Source organism: Nocardia sp. NPDC050408 (assembly GCF_044458905.1).
Lineage (GTDB): Bacteria > Actinomycetota > Actinomycetes > Mycobacteriales > Mycobacteriaceae > Nocardia.
Genome location: NZ_JBITIL010000002.1, coordinates 716,780 through 741,369 on the forward strand (window position 1 = coordinate 716,780; position 24,590 = coordinate 741,369).

The 24,590-nt window shown below is 65.7% G+C and carries 5 protein-coding genes; 1 reads left to right on the top strand and 4 read right to left on the bottom strand.

Translation table 11 applies throughout. The annotated features are described in order from the left end of the window. Window positions 1–26: 26 nt before the first annotated feature. The 3 genes from ACIBJI_RS08130 to ACIBJI_RS08140 are packed head-to-tail and all read right to left on the bottom strand — an operon-like array spanning window position 27 to window position 22,529. Window positions 27–19,532, bottom strand: a complete 19,506-nt coding sequence (locus ACIBJI_RS08130) for a helix-turn-helix domain-containing protein (protein ID WP_397083482.1) — start codon at window positions 19,530–19,532, stop codon at window positions 27–29. Window positions 19,533–19,541: 9 nt separating this feature from the next. Then, window positions 19,542–21,116, bottom strand: a complete 1,575-nt coding sequence (locus tag ACIBJI_RS08135; RefSeq protein ID WP_364342184.1) for a hypothetical protein — start codon at window positions 21,114–21,116, stop codon at window positions 19,542–19,544. A 15-nt stretch (window positions 21,117–21,131) separates the two neighbouring features. Continuing rightward, the gene (locus ACIBJI_RS08140; protein WP_397083484.1) at window positions 21,132–22,529 is read right to left on the bottom strand and encodes a hypothetical protein; all 1,398 of its coding nucleotides are present in this window, start codon (window positions 22,527–22,529) and stop codon (window positions 21,132–21,134) included. Between the two features lie 342 nt (window positions 22,530–22,871). Here ACIBJI_RS08140 and ACIBJI_RS08145 point away from each other — a divergent pair, with 342 nt between their 5' ends. Further along, window positions 22,872–23,300, top strand: a complete 429-nt coding sequence (locus ACIBJI_RS08145) for an XRE family transcriptional regulator (RefSeq protein ID WP_364342190.1) — start codon at window positions 22,872–22,874, stop codon at window positions 23,298–23,300. Window positions 23,301–23,330: 30 nt separating this feature from the next. Here the strand turns inward: ACIBJI_RS08145 and ACIBJI_RS08150 are convergent, their stop codons facing one another. Further along, window positions 23,331–24,587, bottom strand: coding sequence for a tryptophan 2,3-dioxygenase (locus tag ACIBJI_RS08150; protein WP_364342193.1), 1,257 nt, complete (start codon window positions 24,585–24,587; stop codon window positions 23,331–23,333). Between the last annotated feature and the right edge of the window lie 3 nt (window positions 24,588–24,590).

Consider the following 24,590-nt stretch of genomic DNA (forward strand, 5'->3'; position numbering starts at 1 on the left):
TTCCGGGTTCTCCCCCTACGGCCACCTCAGTCGATATCTCGATCGCCGTTGCCGTCGGCGTATCGCCCGCGCTCGGAGTCGATGGGTCGCGCGACCACCCTGCCGCCAGCTCGACGGCGATCCACCGAAGCGACGGTGTCGCCGCGTCCTGCGGTGATTTGCGCGACGTTGGCCAGCGCATCGGTGGGCAGCCCGGTCGCCGGATCGCGGTGCAGATAGCCCTGATGCGTGGCCTCGACGCCGGCGAAGTTCGGCGAGTCGGGGAACTCGGCGGGAATACGTTTGCCGCCGAATGCCTCAGTGGCGGGGTCGATGCCGAGGCCGAGCCACGGGTTGAGGCGGCTCCACGCGCCGGGCTCGTCCGCTCCGAACATGGTCACCAGATCGCGCCACGATGCGGCGACATAGACATTGTCGGCGCCGATGCCCAGCTCTGCGGCATGGCGAACCGAGGCCGCTCCTGGCGAGCCCGCGGCGATTGCCGAGCGGACCAAGCCGGCGAACCTGCCGTACCTGCCCGCATAGAACATCGTGACCGAACCGTAGCTGTGCCCGTACAGCCGGATGGCAAGCCGATCAGCAGCGGCGGTCCCGGCCAGAGTTCTGGTGGCATGGAATGCCGCGATGTCACACAGCAACCGGTCCCCGCCCACGCGTGCGCGGCGCCGGAAGGCGGCCTTCGCATAACCGGTCTTCACCGGCCCGGCCGGCGCGTCGTATCCGATCCAGATGATCGACGCCAGCTCGAGCGACGGATCTACCCGCAGCGTTTCCTCATACAGGTTACGCAGCGGCTTGAACTGGTAGGCCAACGAGGAAGACGTCGTATTCGTCCCGGGCACATGCCAGTTCACCGTGTGCGCGGTGTCCACATTGCCGAGCGCGACAACGGCCTTCCCTTTGCCGTGGAAGGCGGTCGAGTCGTAGGACAGGACATGCACCGGCGGACTGCCCGGTACCTTCGTGGCCTGTCGGTCCAACTCTCGCAAGTGATTTCGGGTACGGACCAGGTTGCCGAGCTGCTTCCTCTCAGGGTCGGTGAGGCCGGTCCGCGTCCAGTTGAGCAGCCTCTGGTCCGCTGGCTTGCGGGCTAGGAACTCGCCGAGATCGCGGCTGATCGACAGCCGGTTGGCGTGGTCGCGGATCGTGGCGGGAAGGCCGTCGGCGTTGCCGATCGGGTGTGGGTAGACCTGGATGAGTGCCTGTTGCGCAGCGCTCAACGCACCTGGTTCGGCGGGGTCGCCCAGCGAGTTCCACCACTCGCCGTTCTCGGTCGCGCGGCGTCGTGCGGACCACGCTGGCAGGCGATACCCCCAACGCAGCAACCTATCCGCGTTGTCGAAGCCGCCGGCACGTAGCGCCTCGTCGGCCAGCTGCCGCTGTTCGTCCTCGAAACCGTGATCCGCAGGCAACGAGCGCCAGTAGCCGCTCGCATCGTCGGGCACGGAGTCCTCCGGATGCCCTGGTTCCTCGGACGAGGCGGTCGCTGGATGGGTGCCGCCGGGGACGATGGGGCCGCCTACACCTGGCTCGTCAGCAGACAGCCCGTCCTGGTGCAATCGGCCGTCGGATCGATCCGCAGTCGCCGACGAGGAACCTCGACGGACCCGCCTGGACCGTTTGCCCGACTCCGGTGGGTCCTGCCGGTCCATCCAATTCAAGACCGCGTCCAGACATTCGTCCGCCGTGTACGTTTCGTATTCCGCGAGATGGGGTCCGCGCTGGAATCCGCTCTCGTCGATACCGTTTTCGTCTACGGCCGGAGTTCCCGCACGGGTCGCGATCCACCCCGCGACGTGCCGGACGATGTCGACCGCACGCAAGGCGCGCACGGAACCGTCGGGTTCGAAGGTGGCAGGCGACGTCGTCGGTGCGAACCGGTTGACCAGGAGTTGGCGTTCGGCGGCGGTGAGTTGGTCGAGCGCTGTGTGCAAGTCAGCGGGACTGGCCTCGGCCAGCGCTGTGGCCCACAGCGCCATGGACCGGTGGTGTGCGGCCGCCACGGTGCTCACCCATCGCTGAGCCGCGATGAGCGCCATACTGCGGATCATTGGTGTACCCGCTCCCACTCGCAGCTGGTGTAGCGCCCCTCGATGAGTCGAACTGAGCCCTTGGACAGCGGATTCCATCTGCTCTGGGCTTGCCTCGGCCAGCAGTTGTCGCGGATCCGGCTGGTCGGCACTCATCAAGGCGGCGTACATGGCCGCTCGGAAACGGTCGAACTCCGATGTCGTGGACGGCAGGTCGCCAAGTTGGCGTGCCGCAACCTGCCGTGCCTGCTCATTTCTGATCTTGCGGCGGAGACTGGCCAGGTTCGCCTGCACATCGAGCACGGAAATATCCAGTGCCGCCGCTACCTCCTCGTGTCTCATACCCTGTTGCACCCGAGCGAGAACGTTGGTCTCGCGCAGGGTGAGCTGGAACGTGCTCGGCGGATTGTCGGCGGGCCGCTCGGGGATGGGCGACGGATATGCGCGGTGTTGGTGGGCTGGGTGTGGTTCGTCGATTCCCTTCCGCGACCAGGGCGTCGTCCGTCCAGGTGTGGGTTGCCGTGGGGTCTCGTCGTGTTCGTGTGGCCTGCTGCCGATCAGTCCACTCGAACCATCCGGATCCGGCTCTACAGGTGCGGGCAGATCGACCTCGAGATCCGGCGTGACCCGCGGCGGACGCCCCGTGGTCACGTACTCGTGGATCGCCCACTGCGGCGACCCGACCGCCGCGCCATGAATGTCCGCCTCCGCGAACCCGACAGCGAGCGCTTCCAGGTCGTTGAATACGGTCTTGGCTTCGTTACCGAAGGCGTACTCCGGCAGTCGAGCGAACCAGGTCCACCAGTGCTCGTCGATCAGGCCGAGACTCGACAGCTGTGAATGGGTCTGCGAGAGCACTTGTTGCAGATTTTTCGACAGCCCCTCCATGGCGTCGATCGCGTGCACGAACTCGTGCACGGCGTCGTGATGAAATGGCCTGTCGCCGACCGGATTCAAGCCGAACTCGAGCAACCGGATCCCGCGTTCGACAGCCTCTGTCGGCCTGGCCGCATCGCGCAGGCTGAACTGCATGCTCCGACCCGCCGTCGCGGGGTCCGCATCGTAGGACGTTCTGGCGCTGGTGCCCTCGGAGTCGGTGTAGTCGATGCGCAGTTCGCGAATGTTGGTTCGGCCCGGGAACCTGGTGAGCATCTCATCCAACCCACCGAGAATCTCCTCGACAACATGAGCGGGCACATCCGGATGATCGAATCCGGCCATAGCCACATGCGGATACATGAGGGTGAATGCCTCGACCAACCGCGCCTTGGCCCGCGCCGCTTTATCGAGCCCCGCGCGATGCGTTATCTCGCCCCAGGTAAGCCCGGCATGTCGCTCAACCTGCGCCAACGCCGCCATATACCTACCATGGATATCGAATAGCACCTCTCGATGTTGCTTGGGCATCGGAAAATTCGAGATCCACTCTTCGAGGTAGGACACCGCCTCTCGAATGGCCGCGACATCCCACGTCGGCATAGCGTGGTCCAGCCACACCTCACGGCCGTCGACCCGCCGCACGAACGATGACGCGAACACACCGGCGGGCGTCGCGTCGACGTCGGATCGGGCACGTCCGCCCATCACCTGGTTGTCGGCCACACTCCACTCGCGCGCCGTGCGGTGAGTCCTGGTCACCGCATCGAATAGGCCGAGCATTGTGGCCGAGGACGAGCCGAGAACCTCCGGGTCCACACCCTCGACACTGTCCCCCGGCCGCCCCGGGGTGAGCTCCCGATAAATGCGGTCATCTTCCAGGTTCAGCATCGCGTGGGCGACCGGAGCACCCATGATGGCGGCGACCTCGGTCTGCAACACCTGCACAAGAGCGTCTATCGGATCGGCATAGGTTTCCATGAACACCCGCAGGCCATTGTCGAACATCACCTCCTCGACCCGAATCCCTGGCGCCCCCGCTACCACAAAGCGTTCGGCCATACCGGAATTCAGTCCGGCCAGCACCAACTCCTCGAAACCGGGACCAGCGAACGCGCGCTCCCCAGGCGAATCCTCGAACGGCCTGCTACCGATCAGCCCGCGCGGACCGCCCTCGTCCGCCGCCGGTCGGTTGCCGACGCGGCCGCCCGGTTTCGGGCTGCCTTCGCCCGGCTCCGTATCGCCGCTTCGCGCGGGTGGTTGATCCGGCTCAGCTCGCGTGGTCCATGGTGTCCGCGGTGCCGGGCTCTGTTCGCTCGCCATCGCATGCGCGGATCCACGCTCGAGGTCCGGCCGCGAATCGTCCTCATGTGGCCTGCTGCCGATCAGACCACGCGCACGGTCCGAGACCGGACGATCGACATACGGTGGAAGATCGACCTCGAGGTCCGGCGTGACCTGCGGCGGACGCCCGGTGGTCACGTACTCGTGAATCGCCCACTGCGGTGAACCGACCGGCACACCATGAATGTCGGCCTCAGCGAACCCGACAGCAAGCGCCTCGCCGTCGTCGAATACGGTCTTGGCTTCGTTACCGAAAGCGTACCGCGGTAGCCGAGCGAACCAGGTCCACCAGTGCTCGTCGACCAAGCCGAGCCTCGACAACTGTGAATAGGTCCGCCCCAGCACCTGTCTAAGGTTCTCCGAGAGCCCCTCCTTGGCATCGATCGCATGGATGAATTCGTGGACGGCATCGTGGTGGAATGGTCTATCGCCGATCGGATTGATCCCGTCCTCACGCGATCGGATGCCCAATTCCACAAACGGCTCCGGCCTGGCCGCATGGTGCAGGCTGAAATGAATCCGCTGGGTTCGACCCGCCGCCACTACGCGATCTACATGCCAAGACGTTCTGGCACTGGCTTTCGGATCGCCGAGGTAATCGATCCGCAATTCCCGGATATTGGTCCGGCCAGGGAACCTGGTGAACATCTCGTCCAGCCCACCGAGGATCTCCTCGACGACATGGGCGCGCACATGCGGATGGTCGAACCCCACCATCGTGAGATACGGATACTTCAGGTTGAACACCTCGACCAACCGCGCCTTGGCCTCCGCATCGTCATCGCCCCATTCGTCGTTGAGCCCCGCACGATGCAACATGTCCCACGGGGTGGGCACGGCGTGCCGTTCGATCTGTGCCAGCGCCGCCAAGTACCCGCGGTGGATGTCGAGCAGCACATCTCGGTGTTTCTCGGAAGCCGGATAGCTTTCGATCCACGATTCGAGGTAGGTCACCCGCTCGCGAATGTCCTCGACCGCCCAGCTCGGCAGGGCGTTGTCCAACCACACGTCACGGCCATCGATCCGTTTTACGAATTTCGCCGCGAACACACCGGTCGGCGTAGCGTCGACGTCGGATCGGGCGCGCCCGCCCATCACATCGTCGTCCGGACCCATACTCCACTCTTGCCCGGTCCGATTCGTCCTGGTCACTGCATCGAACAGGCCGAGTAGCACGGCCGAGGACGAGTCCAGAATCTCCGGGGGCAGGACATCGAAGCTGTGCCCGGGGCGCCCGTGGGGCGTGAGTTCCCGATAAACGCGGTCGTCGTCCAGGTTCAGCATCGCGTGGGCGACCGGAGCACCCATGACTGCGGCGACCTTGGCCTGCAACACCTGGATATCCGCTTTTATCGGATCGGGATACCTCTCCGCGAACACCCGCAAGCCGTTGCGGAACGTTACCTCCTCGACCTTCAGCCCCGGCGCATCCTCCACCACGAACCGTTCCGCGATACCGGAATCCAGGCCCGCCAGCACCAACTCCTCGAAGCCGGGACCAGCGAACGCACGCTCACCAGGCGAATCCTCGAACGGCCTGCTGCCGACGAAACCGCGCTCACCCCCCACCGGTCGGTTGCCGCTGAGGCCACCCGGGGTCGGCCCGCCCTCGCCCGGCCCGGGATCAGTGCTCCGTACCGGCAGCTGATCCTGCGCCGCCACCACCTCGCCCGTCGGAGTGAGCGTGGCCGGATCCCGCTCGAGCCGCAACGCCTTGATCCGCGCAGCATCCGAGTGCGAATCGTCCTCATATGGCCTGCTACCGATCAGATCACTCGGACCTCCACCTTCACCCCCGATCCGTCGGCTGTCGGTGCCATCCGGTTCGGCATCGCTGCCGCGTATTGTCGGCTGATCCGGCTCAGCCTTCATCTGGTCCCCCGGTATCGGATCCTGTTCGCTCGCGGTCACCTCGGCGGAACCGTGCGGATCGAACACAGAACGTAGCCGCGCGACACACTCGGCGAGAACCTCACCCGCCGACGCGACCGTCAACCCCAACCGCGCGGCCACGTCGGCCAACGGCTCACCCTCCACCAGATGCAGCATCACCAACCGCTCAGCGGTATCAGGTTCAGCCAAATCCGCCAGCGCAGCGCGAACTGTCGTCACGAAATCGGTATCGGAAAACCCTGTAGTAGCAGCCGGATCGGCTACGTCTCGACTCAGCTGTCCGTCTTTGCCCTGGACCGGCGCATTCAATTGCGCGGCGGGCCGAGCCAGAATCTCCCGCGCCAATACGACATCGGCCACCGGGTAACTCACCGCGCGCGCAATCGCCGCATCGTCGTGTACCTCGCCCGCGGCAACCATCCGGTCGATCTGCGCTCTTACTGTGCTGACTTTCTTCAGGGTGGGATTGTCGAGATCCGGGAACGCGCGCGCGAGATGGTATCGGAGAATTGCTCTCCTACCGCCGCCCCAGGCATGGGCGGTGAACGACGCCGAGGGGACGTGGCTGTCGATCGCGCTCAGAATTCCCATCCACGCGGCCTGCACCGCCTCATCGCGGATATCTGGAGATTCACGCCGCGCCAACGCATCCGGAACCCACGCAACCGTGGCGCAAATCTCGTCCCGGATCGTCTTCTCCTCAGATGAACCCACCCGGCTGACCACATATCGATGGAAAAGAGCTACTTCCTCCCGGTCACCGGAACGCTCATAGCGACCCGCATAGAATTGCTCGACCGCCTCCAGCAACACATCACCACCCACACCCAACGCCCCACAGAGCTGCCGCAATCTCCGCACCGGCGGAAAACGCGTTCCGAGTTCGACGGCGGAAATGTAGGGCTGGGACATCCGCGCCCGACGCGCAAGCTCTTTCTGCGTCATCCCGCGCTCGAGTCGCAGCTCCTTGATCCAACCACCCAGCAATGTATGCGGAGGGGGATTGATATCGAGGTCTGGATAGAAGTAGCGGGTGGCGGCCCGTAGGAGTTCGTCACCGACCCCCAGGACGTCGCAGATCCGCCGGAACAGCGCGAATTCCGGCCTGTTCCTTCCGGATTCGATATGAGACAGATCCGAGCTGGACCCGATCGCCTTCGCAACCTCGCTTCCGGACATGCCCTGATCGTGTCGCAGCGCCATGAACCAGCTACCGGGTAACGCGGGATCGTGCGCGGCAGGATCGATATCGGGATTGACACCTCGATAGAAATGGCGAAAGGCGGCGGCGAGTACTTCCGGCGCAACTTCCAGCGCCCGGCAGATCTGACGGAAGACCATGAGTTTCGGAGTGTGCCCGCGCTCGATTCGACCGACAGATTGTTCCGGTATGCCCGCGGTGCGGGCCAGCTCGGCCTGAGACATGTCCCGGTCATAGCGCAACGCCGCAATCCAACTTCCGGGCAACCGCGGGTTGTGCGCGGCGGGATCGAGACCGAACTCGATATCCCGATAGAACTCGCGAGCCGCCTCCGCCAGCGCTTGCTGCCCTACCTCCAGAACGCGCGCAATCCGCAAGAACAGACCAGGCAGCGGGTACACGCCATTCTCTATTTCCGTGATGCTCGTCGGCGCTATATCGACTGCGCGTGCGAGATCCGCCCTGGTCATGCCCTTGCTGTTACGAAGAGCCGCCACCCAGCTACCCAGCGAATCATGGGCGGCCACAGCGGTTCCCACCTCGACGCCCCGATAGAATCTCCGGATAGCGTCGGTCACAGCCTCGCCATCGAGCCCGAGTGCCCGGCAGATCCGCTGAAAGTTGCCGAGCCGTGGCTTCGATTTCCCGCTCTCGATAGTGGACAGCGCGCTATTCGTCAGGCCCACGGCTTGCGCGAGCTGTTTCTGCGTCATCCCCCGCTCGAGTCGCAACGCCTTGATCCACGCACCCCGCGCGGCATCCGAGTGCGAATCGTCCGCATATGGCCTGCTGCCGATCAGCCCACTCGGGCCGCCCGAATCCGGATGATCCTCATGCGGCAGGAGATCGACCTCGAGATCCGGCGTGACCCGCGGCAGCCGACCGGTGGTCACGTACTCATGAATCGCCCATTGCGGCGAACCGACCGCCACGCTGTGAATGTCCGCCTCGGCGAACCCGACAGCGAGCGCCTCCGCATCGTTGAGTAGCGTCTTGGCTTCGTTGACGAAGGCGTACCTCGGCAGTCGCGTGAGCCAGGTCCACCAGGACTCCTCGATCAGGCCATGATTCGACAACTGTCCCCAGATCTGGGACAGCATCCGTTGCAGGTTCTTCGACAGCCCCTCCACGGCATCGATCGCATGAACGAACTCGTGCACGGCGTTGTGATGAAACGGCCTGTCGCCGACCGGATTCAAGCCGAACTCGAGAAACCGGATTCCACGTTTGACAGTCTGTGCCGGGTTGGCCGCATCGCGCAGGCTGAACCGCATACTGAGTGTCCGGCCCGCCGCCGTGGGGTCCGCATAGTTGTGCGTTCTGGGGCTGGTGGCCTCCCAGTCGGTGTAATCAATCCGCAGTTCGCGGATATTGGTCCGGTCCGGGAACCTGGTGAACATCTCATCCAGCCCACCCAGGATCTCCTCGACGACATCGGCGGACACGTCCGGATGATCGAACCCCACCACCGTGACGTGCGGATAGTTCAGCGTGAACACCTCGACCAACCGCGCCTTGGCCTGCGCTTGCGCATCGAGCCCAGCGCGATGCACTCGCTCGCCGAAGGTAGCCACGGCGTGCCGCTCGACCTGCGCCAGCGCTGCCACATACCCAGCGTGGAGATCGAGCAGCGCCGCTCGGTGTTCCTCGGGCATCGGAAAATTCGAGATCCACGTATCGAGGTGCGACACCTGCTCCCGAATGGCCGCGACCTCCCACGTCGGCATGGCGTGGTCCAACCACACCGGACGACCGTCGATACGCCGCACGAACAACGACGCGAACACACTGGTCTGCGTGGCGTCGACGTCGGATCCGGAACGTCCGCCCATCACCTCGTTGTCGGCCACACTCCACTCCCGCGCCGTCCGGTGCGTCCCGGTCACCGCATCGAACAAGCCCAGCCGCTGGGCCGAGTCCGAGCCCAGAACCTCCGGGTCCACAACCTCGACGCTGTCCCCAGGTCGCCCCGGGGTGATTTCCCGATAAACGCGGTCGTCTTCCAGGTTCAGCATCGCATGGGCAACCGGAGCACCCATCATGATGGCGAGCTTGGTCTGCAATGCCTGCACCAGCGCATCCATCGGTTCGGCATACGTCTCCTTGAACACCCGCACGCCGTTGTCGAACGTCAATTCCTCGACCCGCACCCCCCGCGCATCCTCGACCAGGAACCGTTCCGCAATACCGGATTCAAGCCCCGCCAGCACCAACTCCTCGAACTCCGGACCAGCGAACGCACGCTCACCAGGCGAATCCTCGAACGGCCTGCTGCCGATCAGCCCACCAGGAGCGCCGTCACCAGCCTCGGGATCACTGGTCCCTACCGGCAGTTGATCCTGCTGCGCCACCTCGGCACCTGCAGTGAACGCACCCGGACCCCGCTCACTCGCGGTCGCCTCGCCCGTTCTCCCCGAGTCGAACGCATCGCGCAGCCGCGCAACAGCATCGGCGAACACCTCACCTGCGGTCGCGACCGGTAACGCCACTCGTTGAGCAACCTCGGCCAAGGGGACGCCCTCCACCAGATGCAGCATCACCAACCGCTCCGTGGCATCAGGATCCGCCATATCAGCTAGCGCGGCGCGAATCATCATCGCGAAATCGGTATCGGAAGCCCCTGCGGAGGCAGCACGATCGACCATTTCCTGATGCAATCCGTCCGTCCCCCCGATCGGAGCATCCAGTTGTACGGTGGTCCGCGTCAAAATCTCCCGCGCCAGCATGACATCGGCCATTTTCAATCGTGTCGCGCGGGCAATTTCCGTGTTGTCGAGAGTTTCACCAGCAGCAACCATTCTCGCCATTTGTGCTCTCACCGCGTTGACTTTCCGCACGGTGCGATTGTTCAGATCTGGGAACTGATGGTTGGAGCGGTATCGCAAAATTGCTCTGCTACCGCTGGCCCAGGCATGATGGGCGAACGACGCGGAGGGGAAGTGGTTGTCGATCGCGCTCAGAATCCCCAGCCACGCGGCATGCCCCGCCTCGTCTCGGGTATCCGGAGACTCACGAAGCGCCAACGCATTCCGAACCCACGCGAACCTCTTGCAGATCTCGTCCCGGACTTCCCTCTCCTCCGGCGAACCCACCCTGCTCACGACATATCGATTGAACAGGTCTACTTCATATCGATCAGCGGACGGCCCGAAACGACCCCGATCGTAGAATCGCTCGACAGCCTCCAGCAACACATCACCACCGACCCCCAACGCCGCACAGAGCTGCCGAAACTTCCTCAACCGCGGACGAAAACGTTGGTTTTCGATCTGGGAAATGGAGTCCCGAGGCATCCGCGCTCGGCGCGCAAGCTCGCCGCCCGACATACCTGCGTCATTACGCAGCGCCGCAATCCAGCTTCCGGGCAACCCAGGGCTATGCGCAGCAGGTTCGATATCGAGATTGATATCCGAATAGAAGTGACGCATGGCGGCCCGCAGCAGTTCGTCACCGACCCCCAGCACATCACAGATTCGCCGGAATACCGCGAACCTCGGCCTGCTCCTTCCGGATTCGATCCGGTAGAGATGGCCCGCACCGGAACCGATCGCCTTCGCGACCTCGCTCTGGGACATGTCCCGGTCATGCCGCAGCGCCACGAACCAACTACCGGGCGACGCCGGATCGTGCGCGGCCGGGTCGGTATCGAAATTGAGATTCCGATAGAAATGGCGCGCGGCGGCAGCGAGTACTTCCGGCGCAACTCCCAGTGCCCGGCAGATCCGCCAGAAGACGAACGAATTCGGAGAGTGTCCGCCCTCGATTCGGCTGGCAGATGTTTCCGATATGCCCGCGATCCGTGCCAACTCGGCGCTGGACATGTCCTGGTCATAGCGCAGCGCCGCAATCCAACTTCCGGGCAACCGTGGGTTGTGCGCGGCGGGGTCGAGACCGAACTCGATATCCCGATAGAACTCGCGAGCCGCCTCCGCCAGCGCTTGCTGCTCTACCCCCAGCACTCGCGCAATCCGCAAGAAGAGGCCAGGGCGCGGACGCTCCCGGTTGTTCTCGTAGACCCCGATGCGCACAGGGTCCACACCGACCGCGTGTGCAAGGACCGACTGGGTCATACCTTTGCTGATACGGACAGCGCGCACCCAGTCACCAGGCGACTGATGGGCAGCTACACCGGTATCCAGCGGGACATCCGAATAGAACTGTCGGACAGCGGCGTTCAACGCGTCGTCGTCGAGCCCGAGTGCTCGGCAGATCCGTTGAAAGGAGCCGATCCGCGGCTTCCGCTGCCCGCTCTCGATTGCGGGCAGTGCGCTGTTCGCCAGGCCCGCCGCTTGCGTGAGCTGTTTCCGCGTCAAACCCCGCTCGAGCCGCAACGCCTTGATCCACTCACCCCGCGCAACATCCAACTGAGGACCAGGCTCCGCACCTGGCCTGCTACCGATCAGCCCACCCGAATCCGGACGATCCACATGCGGCGGAAGATCTACCTCGAGATCCGGTGTGATCCGCGGCGGACGCCCACCGCTGACGTACTCATGGATCGCCCACTGCGGCGTGCCGACCGAAACGCCGTGGATGTCCGCCTCGGCGAACCCGACGGCCAGCGCCTCTTCCACGGCGAGGCCCGTCTTGGCTTCATCAAGGAAGGCGTACTCCGGCAGTCGAGTGAGCCAAGTCTGCCAGGACTCGTTGATCAGGCCCGATCTCGACAACTGTGACCAGGCCTGGGACAACACCTGTCGCAGGTCCCTCGAGAGCCACTCCTTGGCATCGATCGCGTGCACGAATTCGTGAACAGCGTCGTGGTGAAACGGCCTGTCGCCGACTGGATTCCACCCGAGTTCATGCGCCTGGATACCGAGTTCGACAGTCTGGTCCGGTCTGGCCGCAAGACCCAGGTTGAAGTGCATCCGCCCTCGACCCGCCAAGTCGAGGTCCCGATAATAGTGTGTTACGGCGCTGGTGTACTTATCGCCGAGGTAATCGATGCGCAGTTCGCGGATATTGGTCCGGTTCGGGAACCTGGTGAACATCTCATCCAGGCCACCGAGGAGTTCCTCGACGACATGCGCGCGCACATCCGGGTGATCGAACCCCAGCATCGTGACATGTGGGTACTTCAGGCCGAACGCCTCGACGAACCGCGCTTTGTCTTTCGCTTCGTCATCCAGTCCCGCGCGATGCCGTATCTCGACCGGGATGCGCACAGCGTGCCGTTCAATCTGCGCCAGCGCTGCCACGTACACACCGAGGACGCGGTGCAGGGCATCTCGCTCTTCCTCGCGGATCGGGAGTTCAGAGATCCATGATTCGAGGTACGTCGCCTGCTCGCGAATGACAGCGAGTTCCATTCTCAGCATGGCGTGGTCCTGCCACACTTCACGGCCGTCGATACGCCGCACGAACATCGCCGCGAACATATCGACCGACGAGGAGTCGAAGTCGGGCTGCGAGCGTCCGCCCGCCACCGTGTTGTCCGGGCTCACACTCCACTGTCGCGCTGTCCGGTTCGTCCTGGTTACCGCGCCGAACAAGCCGAGCCGCCGGGCCGAGTCCGAATCCAGAACGTCCGGGGCCACGATGTCGACGCTGTCCCCGGGCTGCCCAGGGGTGAGTTCCCTATAGACGGTGAAGTCGTCCAGGTTCAGCATCGCGTGGGCGACCGGAGCATCCATGATGGCGGCGACCTTGGTATCCAGTTCCTGGAGAAGCGCGAAGATCGGCTCGGTATACCTCTCCCTGAACACCCTCAGGCCGGTGCCGAACGTCACCGACTCGACCGTCACCCCCGGCGCATCCTCCACCACGAACCGTTCCGCGATACCGGATTCCAGGCCCGCCAGCACCAACTCCTCGAACCCGGGACCAGCGAACGCACGCTCACCAGGCGAATCCTCGAACGGCCTGCTACCGATCGGCCCAGCCGGACCTCCGGTCCGGCCGGTCGCCGGTCGACTATCGAATCGCGCGTCGTCCGCGGCGGCCGACGCCACTTCCTCCGGAAGACCCCGCTCCTGCGTCCACCGATCGGAGCGATCGCCCGGATTCTCCGATGGCCGGCCGCCGACCTGATCACCGGGTGCCCGGTGTTCGATGCCCGGGTCTCGGGTGTCGCCTGTGTCGGCCTTCATGCTTTTCGCGAGTGTCCGCGCGTTGGCTGTGGTCGCTTCTGCCCGGTGAAGGTGCGCGAGGATGTCGAGGAGGGGCGGGCTTGTTTTTGTCCGCTCGGCTCGGATGTTGTGGACGAGCCGGCGGGTGTTGTCGGCGGCGGCGCTGTCGATGTGTGCGCGCACGTCGGCGCTGCCGACATGTTCCCTGGCGGCCTGCTCGGCCTCCTCAGGTGCCATCCCGTGCCGGTTCACCAGAGTGGTCTGGCGCCCATTTCGAGCGGTCGCTTCTTGTCGCTGTCGGTATTCCTCGTAGCACGACATAACAAATCGCTTCGCGTCCTGCGCGATAACCGGACTCGATTCGTCACGGCCGATCAAAGCGAAGGCCTGCTGCAGACTCCGCGCGTTCGCCGTATTCGCTTCGGCTCGATACAGGTCGGCGAGACTGCCGGGAAGATTGATCTGTACCCGATCGGCAGTGCGATGCATGTCGAGGATGAGTTCGCCGACGCCCTGAGCGGCGGCGTCGTCGATGGCGGGGCGCGCTTCAGCGCTGCCCACGTATTCCCGGGCGGCCTGCTCGGCCTCCTCAGGTGCCATCCCGTCCCGATTCACCAGAGCGGCCCGGAACCGCTTCAGAAGGGCGGCCCTTTGTTGCTGTCGGTATTCCTCGTAGCACCTCATCACGAAACGCTGTGCGTCCCGCGCGATGTCCGGGCCGCATCGGAGGCCGGCCACCACGGCCAGGGCCATCTCGAGCGCCGCCGGCGTGGCCGCGACCGCCTCTGGTTGCTGCCCGGTTTCGAGTGCGGGCTCGGCCGGGTCGGGGGTGTCGTGCGGGCGGCTGCCGATGCGGGCGGGTTCGGCCCACGCGGAAATGTCCGACTTGTGGGGCGTGTGCGCGTTGGTCCGCGACGGGAGATCAGGTGTGCCGTAGTCATTTACCGGCCGGCCTGGCTGTATCGAGTTGATTTCCCGCACCAGTTCTGTACTGACCTCGACGTCCTGAGACGGGGGTAGGGTTTCGGCGACGGCGGCTGCGTTGCGGTGCGAACTGGCGACAAGGTGACCGTCGGCGTCGAAGTCGATGGTCTCGAATCTGCGTTGGTCCGGGGACAGTCTGTCGATGAACTTTTGCTGTTCGTCTCGCCAGTTGTCGAACGGGACGGCCTTATTCAGCAGCGTGCGGCGGCTCCGGAGGTCTTTCGGGTCGTAGTCGGTGTTGTTTCGTCCGTCTCGGGAGGCCGCCAGGTCGACGACGACCAGTTTCGGACGCTCACCCGGCTTGCTGTCGTTGACCAACAGCACCATGTGGTTGTCGGCGGCGGTGCTGCCTTGATCCTGGGTGTCCTTCCATTTGTAGACCAGGACTGCGATGCCTCCCGGCCGGGCTTTCAGCGATTCGGCCACCGTCTCCAGTGAGCCGGCATTCTCGAGTGGGGCGCCGAACACCTCCTCGACAACGTCACGGCCGTGGCCGGCCAGTTCGTTGGACAGCGGCTCGAAGCGGCGTGCGGTCAACACGCGCATGCCGGTCACGGCGTTGTTGACGCAGCTGTTGGGGCTGCGGCGGTGGATCCGCACGACCAGGTCGAGCAGGGCCGCGGTGGCCAGATAGTGCGATGCTGCGGCGATAACCTCCTCCCCCACGGGGTTTTCGGCTACCGGGCCTCCGGTCGCTGGGTCGTCGACGACGGCGGCGTTCTCCGAGTCGCCCGGTGTCGCCGGGTGCTCGGCCACTCGATTCACCGATTCGGAGTGCATTGGCGGGGAGGCGGTGGCAGGGGCGACCGGTTGGCGGGTGGCCTCGGTGGCCCGGTGGTGCTCGACTGCGTCGCCCAGGACGTCGCGGGCTACGGCGGGGGTGATGTCGGAGACGGGGTAACCCAGCGCTTTCGCCAGGTTGGCGCCGGCTTCCGTCAGCGCGGGGTCGATCATGCGCATGCCTTCGGCGCCGTCGATGTCCGCGGTGTCCCAGCCGAGTTCGGCGGCCAGCCGGTCCCGCTGCGGAATCAGCAGGTCCAGGGCCTGCTCATCGGTGAGCTGCGGGTACCGGGCAGCCGTCGCAGGTTCGGTTGCCTCGACCTGTTGGCGCAATGCCTCCACCGCGGCGGGCGGCAGACCGGCCTGGACCAGCAACCGGCCCAGCGGATCGCCTGCGCCGTCGTGGTCGAACGCAGCAGCGGCGTCGGCAACGGTCGACGTCGGAATCCCCAGCAGCCCGGCCAGGCGCGCAGCCTGGTCCGGCTGCTCGAGGTCCGTGCGGTCTGGGAAGTAGCTCGCCTCGGCGGCGGCGAGAACGGCGGCCGGGTTGTCGGTGAGATACGCGTGGTGGCGGATGAAGTCGGCGGTGGCGTGGCGCAGAGCACGCTCTTGCAGTCCGGGCACCAGCGAGCGGAGATTGTGGCCGGCCTCGACCAGGTTGTTGTGGTTTTCGGGGGTGGGGTCGGCGCGGTGGGCTTCGGCGACTTGTTCGTAGCGGACCGCCGCCGCGCGTACCCCGTGCAAATGCATAGCCTTGCGGATCAGCGCATCCTGCGGCGACATCAGCGCCTGCGCGGACCCACGGTCCCCATTGCGGGCGGTACGGTTCTTGGCCTGCTCATGGATGTAGGACTGCTCGGGGACTTCGGTCATCCACACGAACATGCCGCCCTTGGCCTGCACCGCCTCCGACACCGCGATATCGACACCACGCTGTCCCTGCCGGTTGATCACCAGGATCTTGCCCTGCTCACCGGCGGCATCGAAGATCTTCTGCAACTGGCCTTCCCACCCGGCGCCCCACCCGGCGATCCGGTCGGCGTCGACCGCCTCGATCGCCTCTCGCGGCACACCCTGGTGCACCAGCGCCTGCACCTGCCTGTCGACCAGGTCGTTGCGATGACACAAGATTTCCTGGGACCTGCCCCGGCCCCCCTGCCACACTCTGTGCGCGCCTTCGGCGATAGCGCTCAGCTTGACGCGGGTGTTCGCCACCACCTCGGGGGCACCCTCCATCAACCGCTGCTCCCGAGACCGGTCGACCTGGTGCGCTTCCTCCAGTCCGTAGATCTTTTCCAGCACGGGGTTGAGGTCCGCGAGTGTGCCGGAGGCGCCGGTGACCTCATCGAAGAACCGGTCCTCCGGTCGACCACCCGTGCGATAGATTTCGGCGGCGTTGATCTTCTGGGCCGAGTCGGCGTCGGCGCGCACCACGATCTGGTGCTGCTCGGCGCTCATCCTGATGGCTTCGGCCGCCCGGATCTCCTTGGCCTCGACGGCCTGAGCCAGGCTCGCCTTGCCCTGCTCGGCACTCCACCGTGATTCGCTCGAGGTCTTCGGGTTGCGTTGCAGACCGTGTTCGCCCTGATCGATGATGACGATCTTGCCCGCATCCATCACGTAGTGGGTGCTCTTGCGGCAGGTGAACTCGGCGGCAGCGGCCATCTCGAGCCGCGACAACCCCAACCCTTCCAACCATGGTTTCCCGCCCTGTAGCGCCTCGACCTTCTCCCTTCCCACCGGCGTCAATTCCGCCCGACCGTCGTACCAGAACTCGACCTCAGGAGTTCCGTCGGAATATTGGCCGACTTCTTCGGTGATCCGTGTGAGACCGAAATCCTCATGCGACAACGTCCCCTTCGCCAGCGCGTCGGAGAGGAAATCGTGTGCGGCGAACACCTCCCGTGCCGTCGCCTCTGGCGCGGCCTGCTCCACCCCTTCCGACCGGAGAAACAGCCTCTCACCACGGTCGATGATCCCGTCCATCTCATCGATCAACGCGTGGCGCGGCGGCCGATGACCGGCGTTGCACAGATGCCCGACCGTTTCGCCGGTGGCCACCACGACCGCCGGCCGACCGCCGGTGACCGGCCCGAAACCGTTCTGCTGGTCGGCGCGGAACACGTCGATCCCGAAATCGGTCAATAGGTGCTGGTACCTGGTGAATTCCCGGTGGGCGAGCCCGTCGGTCGTCGTCACCAAAAGACACTCACCGTGACGCACTGCCCGCTGCATCGCCGCCGCCATGAACATCAGTGACTTGCCCTCGCCCGGCTTCATTTCGACCGGACGTTTGGCCAGCGCGTGCACCCCCTCCGCCTGCTCGACCCGCAATACCATCCCGCCTGGCACCGCGTCGCTGATCGTGCCGCGCCGAATGATCTCCGCCGTCGCGATCATCGACTTCTGTGCGTCGTTGTCGAACAATCCGGCCTTCAACACTTCGTCCGGAAGGTTGCACAGCCGCAGCTGCTCCGGAACGTGGTCACCGGAACCGGCGTGGAAATCGGCCAACAACTCGACCGCCTGATCACGAGCGCTCGGCGACGACGAACCGGCACTGTCGACCGAATCCGCAGCTGGGCCGGAGGACACCTCGTCGCCCGTTGCACCCGCCAAGACGCTCCGCTCCGCCACGGGAGCGTGGGGAGCGTGCTCCTCCTTTCCTGCGGGAGCGTGCTCCTCCGTCCCCGGCAACCGGTGTTCACCGGCCGCCGCCGTTTCGGGCACGTCGCGGGTACCAGGGGCCGGGCGGGCATCAACGGGGGTCTCGTGGCGGGTTTCAGCTCCCGCAGCACTCACCTTCCCGTTGTTGCCGTGCTCGTGACTCCCTGATGATCGGTGTTCACCGGCGACGGGTGTTTCGGCCCCAGTGCCGATCTGACGGGCCGGGGTGCTCGTCGAAACCGTCGGCGCCGCCGACGGTTCCCCACCGGCCTCGACCGGTCGCGGCGCTGTCGCATTCGTACGGGAAACCGCTTCGCCCCGCTGCGGTCCCGCCACCGGCGCACCCGTCTCCGAACGCACCGCCGGCGCCGCGGAGTCGAGTCCGACCGGAGCACGGCCAGTCGCGTCATTGTGTGGCATCGAGCCCGATGCTGCGGGCGACCGCGATTCGCCGGACTTGACCGGCGCGGTGTTCCCGTGCGCACCGGCCGTGGACACCTCCCCCCGCGCGTCCCCGGCAGCCACCGTATCCGGAGCAGCCGCCCACGCCGCCTTGGCGACCGCCCACGCCTGCTTCGATTCCGCGGACACTTCGACCGGCGGGAGAGCATGTGTCGGCGACGAGGTGCTGCGCATGACCGAGGGCAGGTCGGGCCGGGTGAAAGCCCCACCGCCGTCGGTCACCGCCGGCGCACTCGATCCCGGGTGAGCAGCGGCGTGCGCGTGCACCACCCCAGCGAAACCGCCGTTGAGCAACGGCGCCAGCACGTGGTCGAAATGGTCCGGCCAACCGGTCACCAATGCCGCCGCACCCAAACCCGTCACCGCGCCCGCAGTGCCATGCACCAACCCGAGCGCCAATCGGCTGCTCTCGATCCGAGGAAACACCTTCGGCGCGACCCGGCCCGCGATCATGCCGCCCAACGCACCACCTGCGCCCGACAAGGCCGCGACTTTGATCGATGTCAGATCGATGCCCGTCGGATTCTCGCCGTCCGGTCCGATCACGGCGAGGGTTCGATCACCTGACCCGACCTGCAGCGCCTGCACGCCCGCGTCGACACCTACCGGCAGCGCCGCGGCCTTACCCAACGTGACAGGCAACCGGAGCGGCCCCAGCGCCGACAGCCGGGCGGCCGTCTTCATCGCACCCGCCCTGAACGCCTGCGCCAGGCCCGCACGCATCACCGCGACACTGCCGCGGCCCTCGACCAGCATCGACTCCACCACCGGCACCGCCGCCACTTCTCCGGCAGGACCAGCCGCGGCCGCACCGGACAGCACACTGAAGATCCGCCACGCCAGCTCGATCCCGAAGACGAACATCACACACAGCGTCTTCTCCGCATCGTTGGCTGCGGCCTGCACCTGATCGGCCAGCGCCAGCGCGTCGTCACCGAGCCTGGCCGCCCCGGCCTGGTGCAAACCCAATGTCTCGCGCAGTCGTTCGGCGAGCACGCCCACCGAATCATCTTGTGCCAGTAGCTCTTTCGCATCCTTCGAATGATCGTCCAGCGCAGCTGCCTTCGCCCGGAACTCCGCAGCCATCCGGCGCATCCCGGAAATATCGGCACGTGGCAACTCTCCCCCGAACACCACCATCTCGATCGGACGCCGCACCAGATCGGGCAAGTCCTCGAACGAGTTGCGCAGCTCCACGACCGGGTTCAGCGGCAACGAACCGTCCACCGGCACCGCCTACCCCGGCCGAGAGGCCGCGTCGACCAGCACCGCATGCAGTATTTTCGCTTGAACGCCCGCATCGCTACCGCGCTGCACTACCTCGGCGAACGCGGCGCCGAAGGCTCGACTCACGTCGAATCCGCCTGGGGCCGTGGCATCCCCGGTCAACTCGGCACGCCAGTGCTGGTAACCGTGCACCACCTCGGCGAGTGTGCGGTGTCGTCCCGGCTCCCGACGCAGATACTCCGCGAGCAGGACGCGCTGCGCCTGCCTGCGCGCGAGACCGCCACCGATGCCATCGAGCGCGCGGCCGAACTCACGTAACGTGGCCTCGTAGATACCCAGCTCGGCACCGGTTTCCGCGGTTTCGGTAGCCTCCATCGGCTGCTGCGCGGTCCGCTGGTCGAGAGTGATCGAGCGAGCCGCGCCCCAGGATTCGTGCGGTTCGGCACGCCACCGCACCATGCCCGATTCGGCGCCGAGTTCTGCCACCGCGACGACATCCAGGGCGATCACCGGGTAGTCGGTAAGCACCCGGTCCACCGCGGCCACGAACTCCCGCACCGCCGACACCTGCAGCCCGGGCGTATCGAATCCGGCCACACGCACGTCGTGGTGATCGGCCAACGTCCGCGCCAGCCATCCGACCATGGGATCGGAAGCCGGCCGCCCGCCGGAATCGCGCCGGCCACGCCCGCGCTGCTGTTCGTCGGTGGGCTTGTTCGATCGCGGCGGGGAACCGTAGCGAGGGCTCGAGGGACTCGGCTGGGCGCTCGCCGGTGGGCCGGGTGTCCGGGGCTGTTGCCCGGTCCACGGGGTGTCTCGCCGCCCCATATCGACCACTGGCCGCGGTCCGGCGGCCATGCCCGGCAACCGGCCCGCATTCCGCGCGGCGGCTGGGGGCAACACTGGGGAGGACGGGGGCAACACGGACGAGGGCCGCCGACCGGAGTCGCCGACACGGTCGCCGGATTTGGCACTGTCCTCTCGGCCTGCCCGATCCGACCCCTGGCCTGTCCGATCCGCAGGATCCGGGCGCCGCCGACCATCCTGCGGCGTGGACCGCCCCGAGGAAGCGTCCGGCGACCGCGGACCACCGGGCGCGGATCGTTCGGTGGGCTGCGCCCGGTCCGTGGAATACGGCTGACCTGCCGCTGCCGGAGATGTCGCCGCGGGGTCGTACGTCACCGGTGAGTCCGTACCGGCGAGCGCAGGCGTGCCGCCGGGGCCGTCCGACCGCTGCCGAGCCGTCTCGCCGATGTTCGGGTCCGTATCCTCGGCTGCGGTGCCTACCTGGCGGGCAAGGTAGGCGTCTTGCGCCTCGAATTGGCGTGCGGCGTCGATGATTCCGGCGGCCGTGCCGTGCAGGCTGTCCTGCATTGCCCGCACATCGGCCAGCAACTGATCGGCGTGTGGCTTGAACTCCTTGGCGAATGCGAGGCCGATATCGTCGTCGCCCCAGCTGCCTTCGGACTGTGTCACGCAATCGCGCAAGCCCGCATAGGTCTGCCCCACCCGGTCACCGAGTTCGGCCAGCCGCGCTCCACGATGTCGCAGACTGTCCGGATCCAACCGAACTTCACCGTTCATGTCCCACCCCGTCGGTCAGGCTCGGCCGCTGCTGCGCATTCGGAACCGTCGCTCGAAATCGGCGACGAACACCGACAGCGGCACCGAAGAGGTGGAGCGCTCCACGACGCCATCATCAGCGACATAGAAAACGGCACGGTCCAAAGCCATTTCACCGTCCGGCACCGGCGAACGCACCAACCAGCCCACGCTGATGCGATCGGCCCGCAACGTCGACAGCGAGTAACCGGTGGTGTCGTAACTGCGCTGGCGGACGTGATCCCGTACCAGATCGAGCGCATCCACTTCGCGGATCCCAGTAACGTGATCGGCAACCAGATCCGCGAGCATCAACTGGAAGAGTCCACCGGCGATGTCGACTCCCTCGCCATCGCCGACGACCTGCACCAACGCCTCGCGAGTCACCGCGCCCGCCTGCGCCGCCGAAACCAACAGTTCAGCGGCTTCCGGACTTGCACCCGACCGCTCACCCAGCAGGCTGCCGATAACGCCCGCAACCGTCGAGACCGTCCACGCCGCAGGCAGCGCCGGCGCGCACTCCGGTATCGGAGCGGACTCGCCCCCGTACCATCGACCGTCCTCCCACCAGTAACAAAACGACAGCAATCCGGTTACCGCACGCGGATTGAGCACCGGGTCCGCCACCCAGTCCGGGGCTCCCGCAAACAATTTCGGCATCGCGCCGCTTCCGTTGTACGCGGCCTCCAAGACAGGGGCATCCCACACGCCGCCCGACAGCACCGCCCGGTCACCGGGCAGCCGAGTCAAGGTCGAGCCGCTGCGTCCCGCACTTTCGAAGATGCCCACCGATGGTCCTATCCGCGGGCCCCGCCTCGATCCGACCGCCACGAAGGCCGCAGCCAGCACCGCCCACCGGGCCCACAACACCGCCAGCTCCGGTAGCTCGCCAGCCACGGCCACCGCCCCAACACCGGCACGCCGGTCCGCCCGCATCCCCTGCACGGCAGCCTGGGGCGGCCTCGACTGGCGTTCACCGCGCCCGATGTAAGCCGCCAACCACACCGGCAACCGACCGCGCGGATAGCGTTCCAGGTCAGCCAGATAGGCATCCGGAGTAAACAACTGCTCGCCGGGGAATGGCTCCTGCGCACCTTGATCCGCGACGACATCGACACCGTCCGCGTCGATGCGCACCAGCAACCGCCACCACGGCCCACCTTCCGAACCCGCAGACAGCCGCCGATGCCGACGCACCGTGTCCCACACCGCATCCGAAACCTGGTACCGAATCGACCGGCTGCCATCGTCGACCCTCAACAGCGCCGATTCGGCGACCACGGTCATCGCGAACCATGCCGTCAACTGTTGCCACCCGGGCGGGGCGAGCCCGCGCAGCCCCTCCGCGATCCGATCAGCCAACACCGCGAGATCCTCACCTCCGGAACTGGTCACCGCACCCTCCGATATGCTCGCAACCACGGGTTCTGCTCGCCCGGCACTCCGCTTCGTGGGCGAGGTCAGCGTTCAACTGCGCCATCTCCTCGGCGAGCTGATGCAGCTCCGGTGTCAACCTGCGCAACTCATCGGGATCGACCCACAATGGTGGACCCACCTGATCTCCCTTCGGAACCTCTGCCCGCGCGTGGCGCCAGTCATGTCAACATGCGTGACGACGAGGCACCAATTATCTTCACATCAGTTGATAATCGTGATTGCAACATGCCCGGCGTTGTCTGTCAACGGTCGTCAAGCGATAATGGCTCGTAACCATTTCAGTTGACGGGAAGGCGATCGGTGGACGAAACAGCCTCAACGTTGGCGTCGAGATTGAGCCATCTGTTCGACGTCGTGCGCAGGCCCGACGGTCGCGAGTTCAGCAACGAGGAGGTCGCCACCGCGATCGCGCGCCACCAGGGGGTGAAGTTGTCGGGCTCGTATGTCTGGTACCTGCGTACCGGTCAGCGAGACAATCCGACCTTTCGGCACTTGAGCGCGCTGGCTCGATTCTTCGGTGTTCCCCCTGCGTACTTCTTCGACGACGAGACCAGTCGCGAAGTCGACGCCGAACTGGGTCTGCTGACTGCCATGCGCGACGCAGGTGTGCGTGATGTGGCGCTGCGGGCAGCGGGCCTTTCTGCCGAAAGTCTGGCAGCGGTCACCGACGTGATCAACCGTTTTCGCCGATTGGAGCGACTGCCCGCAGGCTCACCCGGCGACCAATAACACGCGAAGAACTCCGACCTAGCCAGGGTGTCAGACCACAATCGGGTTGTCGGGAGCCGCGTTGCTGACGGGTTCGACGGTAGTGAAAACCGGAGTCGTGCGCGAGGCCGCCAAGTATGGGGTGCCCTCGGTATATCCAGTGCCACTGGCACCGCCGAGCATGCGCACTGCGAGTCGATAATGAGTAGTGCGCCAGCGGAGCAGAGCGGCCGAGAAGCTTGCCATTACCTCTGCCAGCCGCTCCAGTTCGGATCCGGCGATGTCGCCCGAGCGGCTCGCACCGGTGTAGGCATCGTCGAGCGTGCATTCCTGACCGGCGAGGACCCGGCCGCGCACCTCAGGCACCGAGTGGTACGCGGGTGAGTCGACACGCTCGGCGTCCGGGCGCCGACACAGCGACTCGACGAGCTTGTAGCTTCGCGACTGGATCGCGCTGGCGCCCTCGGTAAACTGACGAAACGTCCTGAAGGACTCGACCTGCATCGTGGCAAGCATCGAGAACAGCGGTGCCGCCTCGCGCAATGCAGTCGTCGAGTTGCTGATGAAGTAGACCGCTCGGCTCACTTCGCCGGCCGTCAGTGCCGCCACGGCACCGCGCAGATGCATGGCCAGCAGGGTGAAGGTTGTTTCGAAGGTCTGCAGCACCCGAATAAACAGGTACTCGTCGTGCATGGTGTAGACGGGAAGGATGCTCAGCTCCACCACACGCCGCTCCGCGAAGGACATATCGGCGTGCACGAGTGCGCTGACTTGCTGCGCCCGGTCGACTGCCCCGCCATCGGTCAATCCGCGGTCCAGTGCCAATCGCGCCAACGCTGGCTGGATCGCACGCAATCCATGCCGAATCCGCTTGTCGACCATATCGCGTGGCGGACGCATTGTCGGCAGCACCGTGGTCCGCCCCTGCATCGCGGCTAGTTCGAAGGCTAGAACATCCGCGAGAAGTTGCACTGTGCGCCGATCACACCGAGACTGCGCGAAAAGCGCCAGCTCTATCGGGTCATCGATGACGGGCAGCTCGAGCAGCCGCAGGGCCAGGTAAGTCGGATAATCATATCGGTTATCCAGTTTATCCAGCGCACTGTCCAGAAATGCGGATAGGACTCGCACCGGTGGCCAAGGACCACCGAGCCGCGGCAGTATCGCGCGGGCCCGGTCGAGCAGTTCCAACGTATCGGTGGGCACGAAGTGCTTGCCCACACTGTGATACCGGCGAAGGACTGCATCGTAGGGAAATTGTTCGGCGGCCGGCGCACGTAGCCACGACATGAGTTCAGCGGTGGACATCAG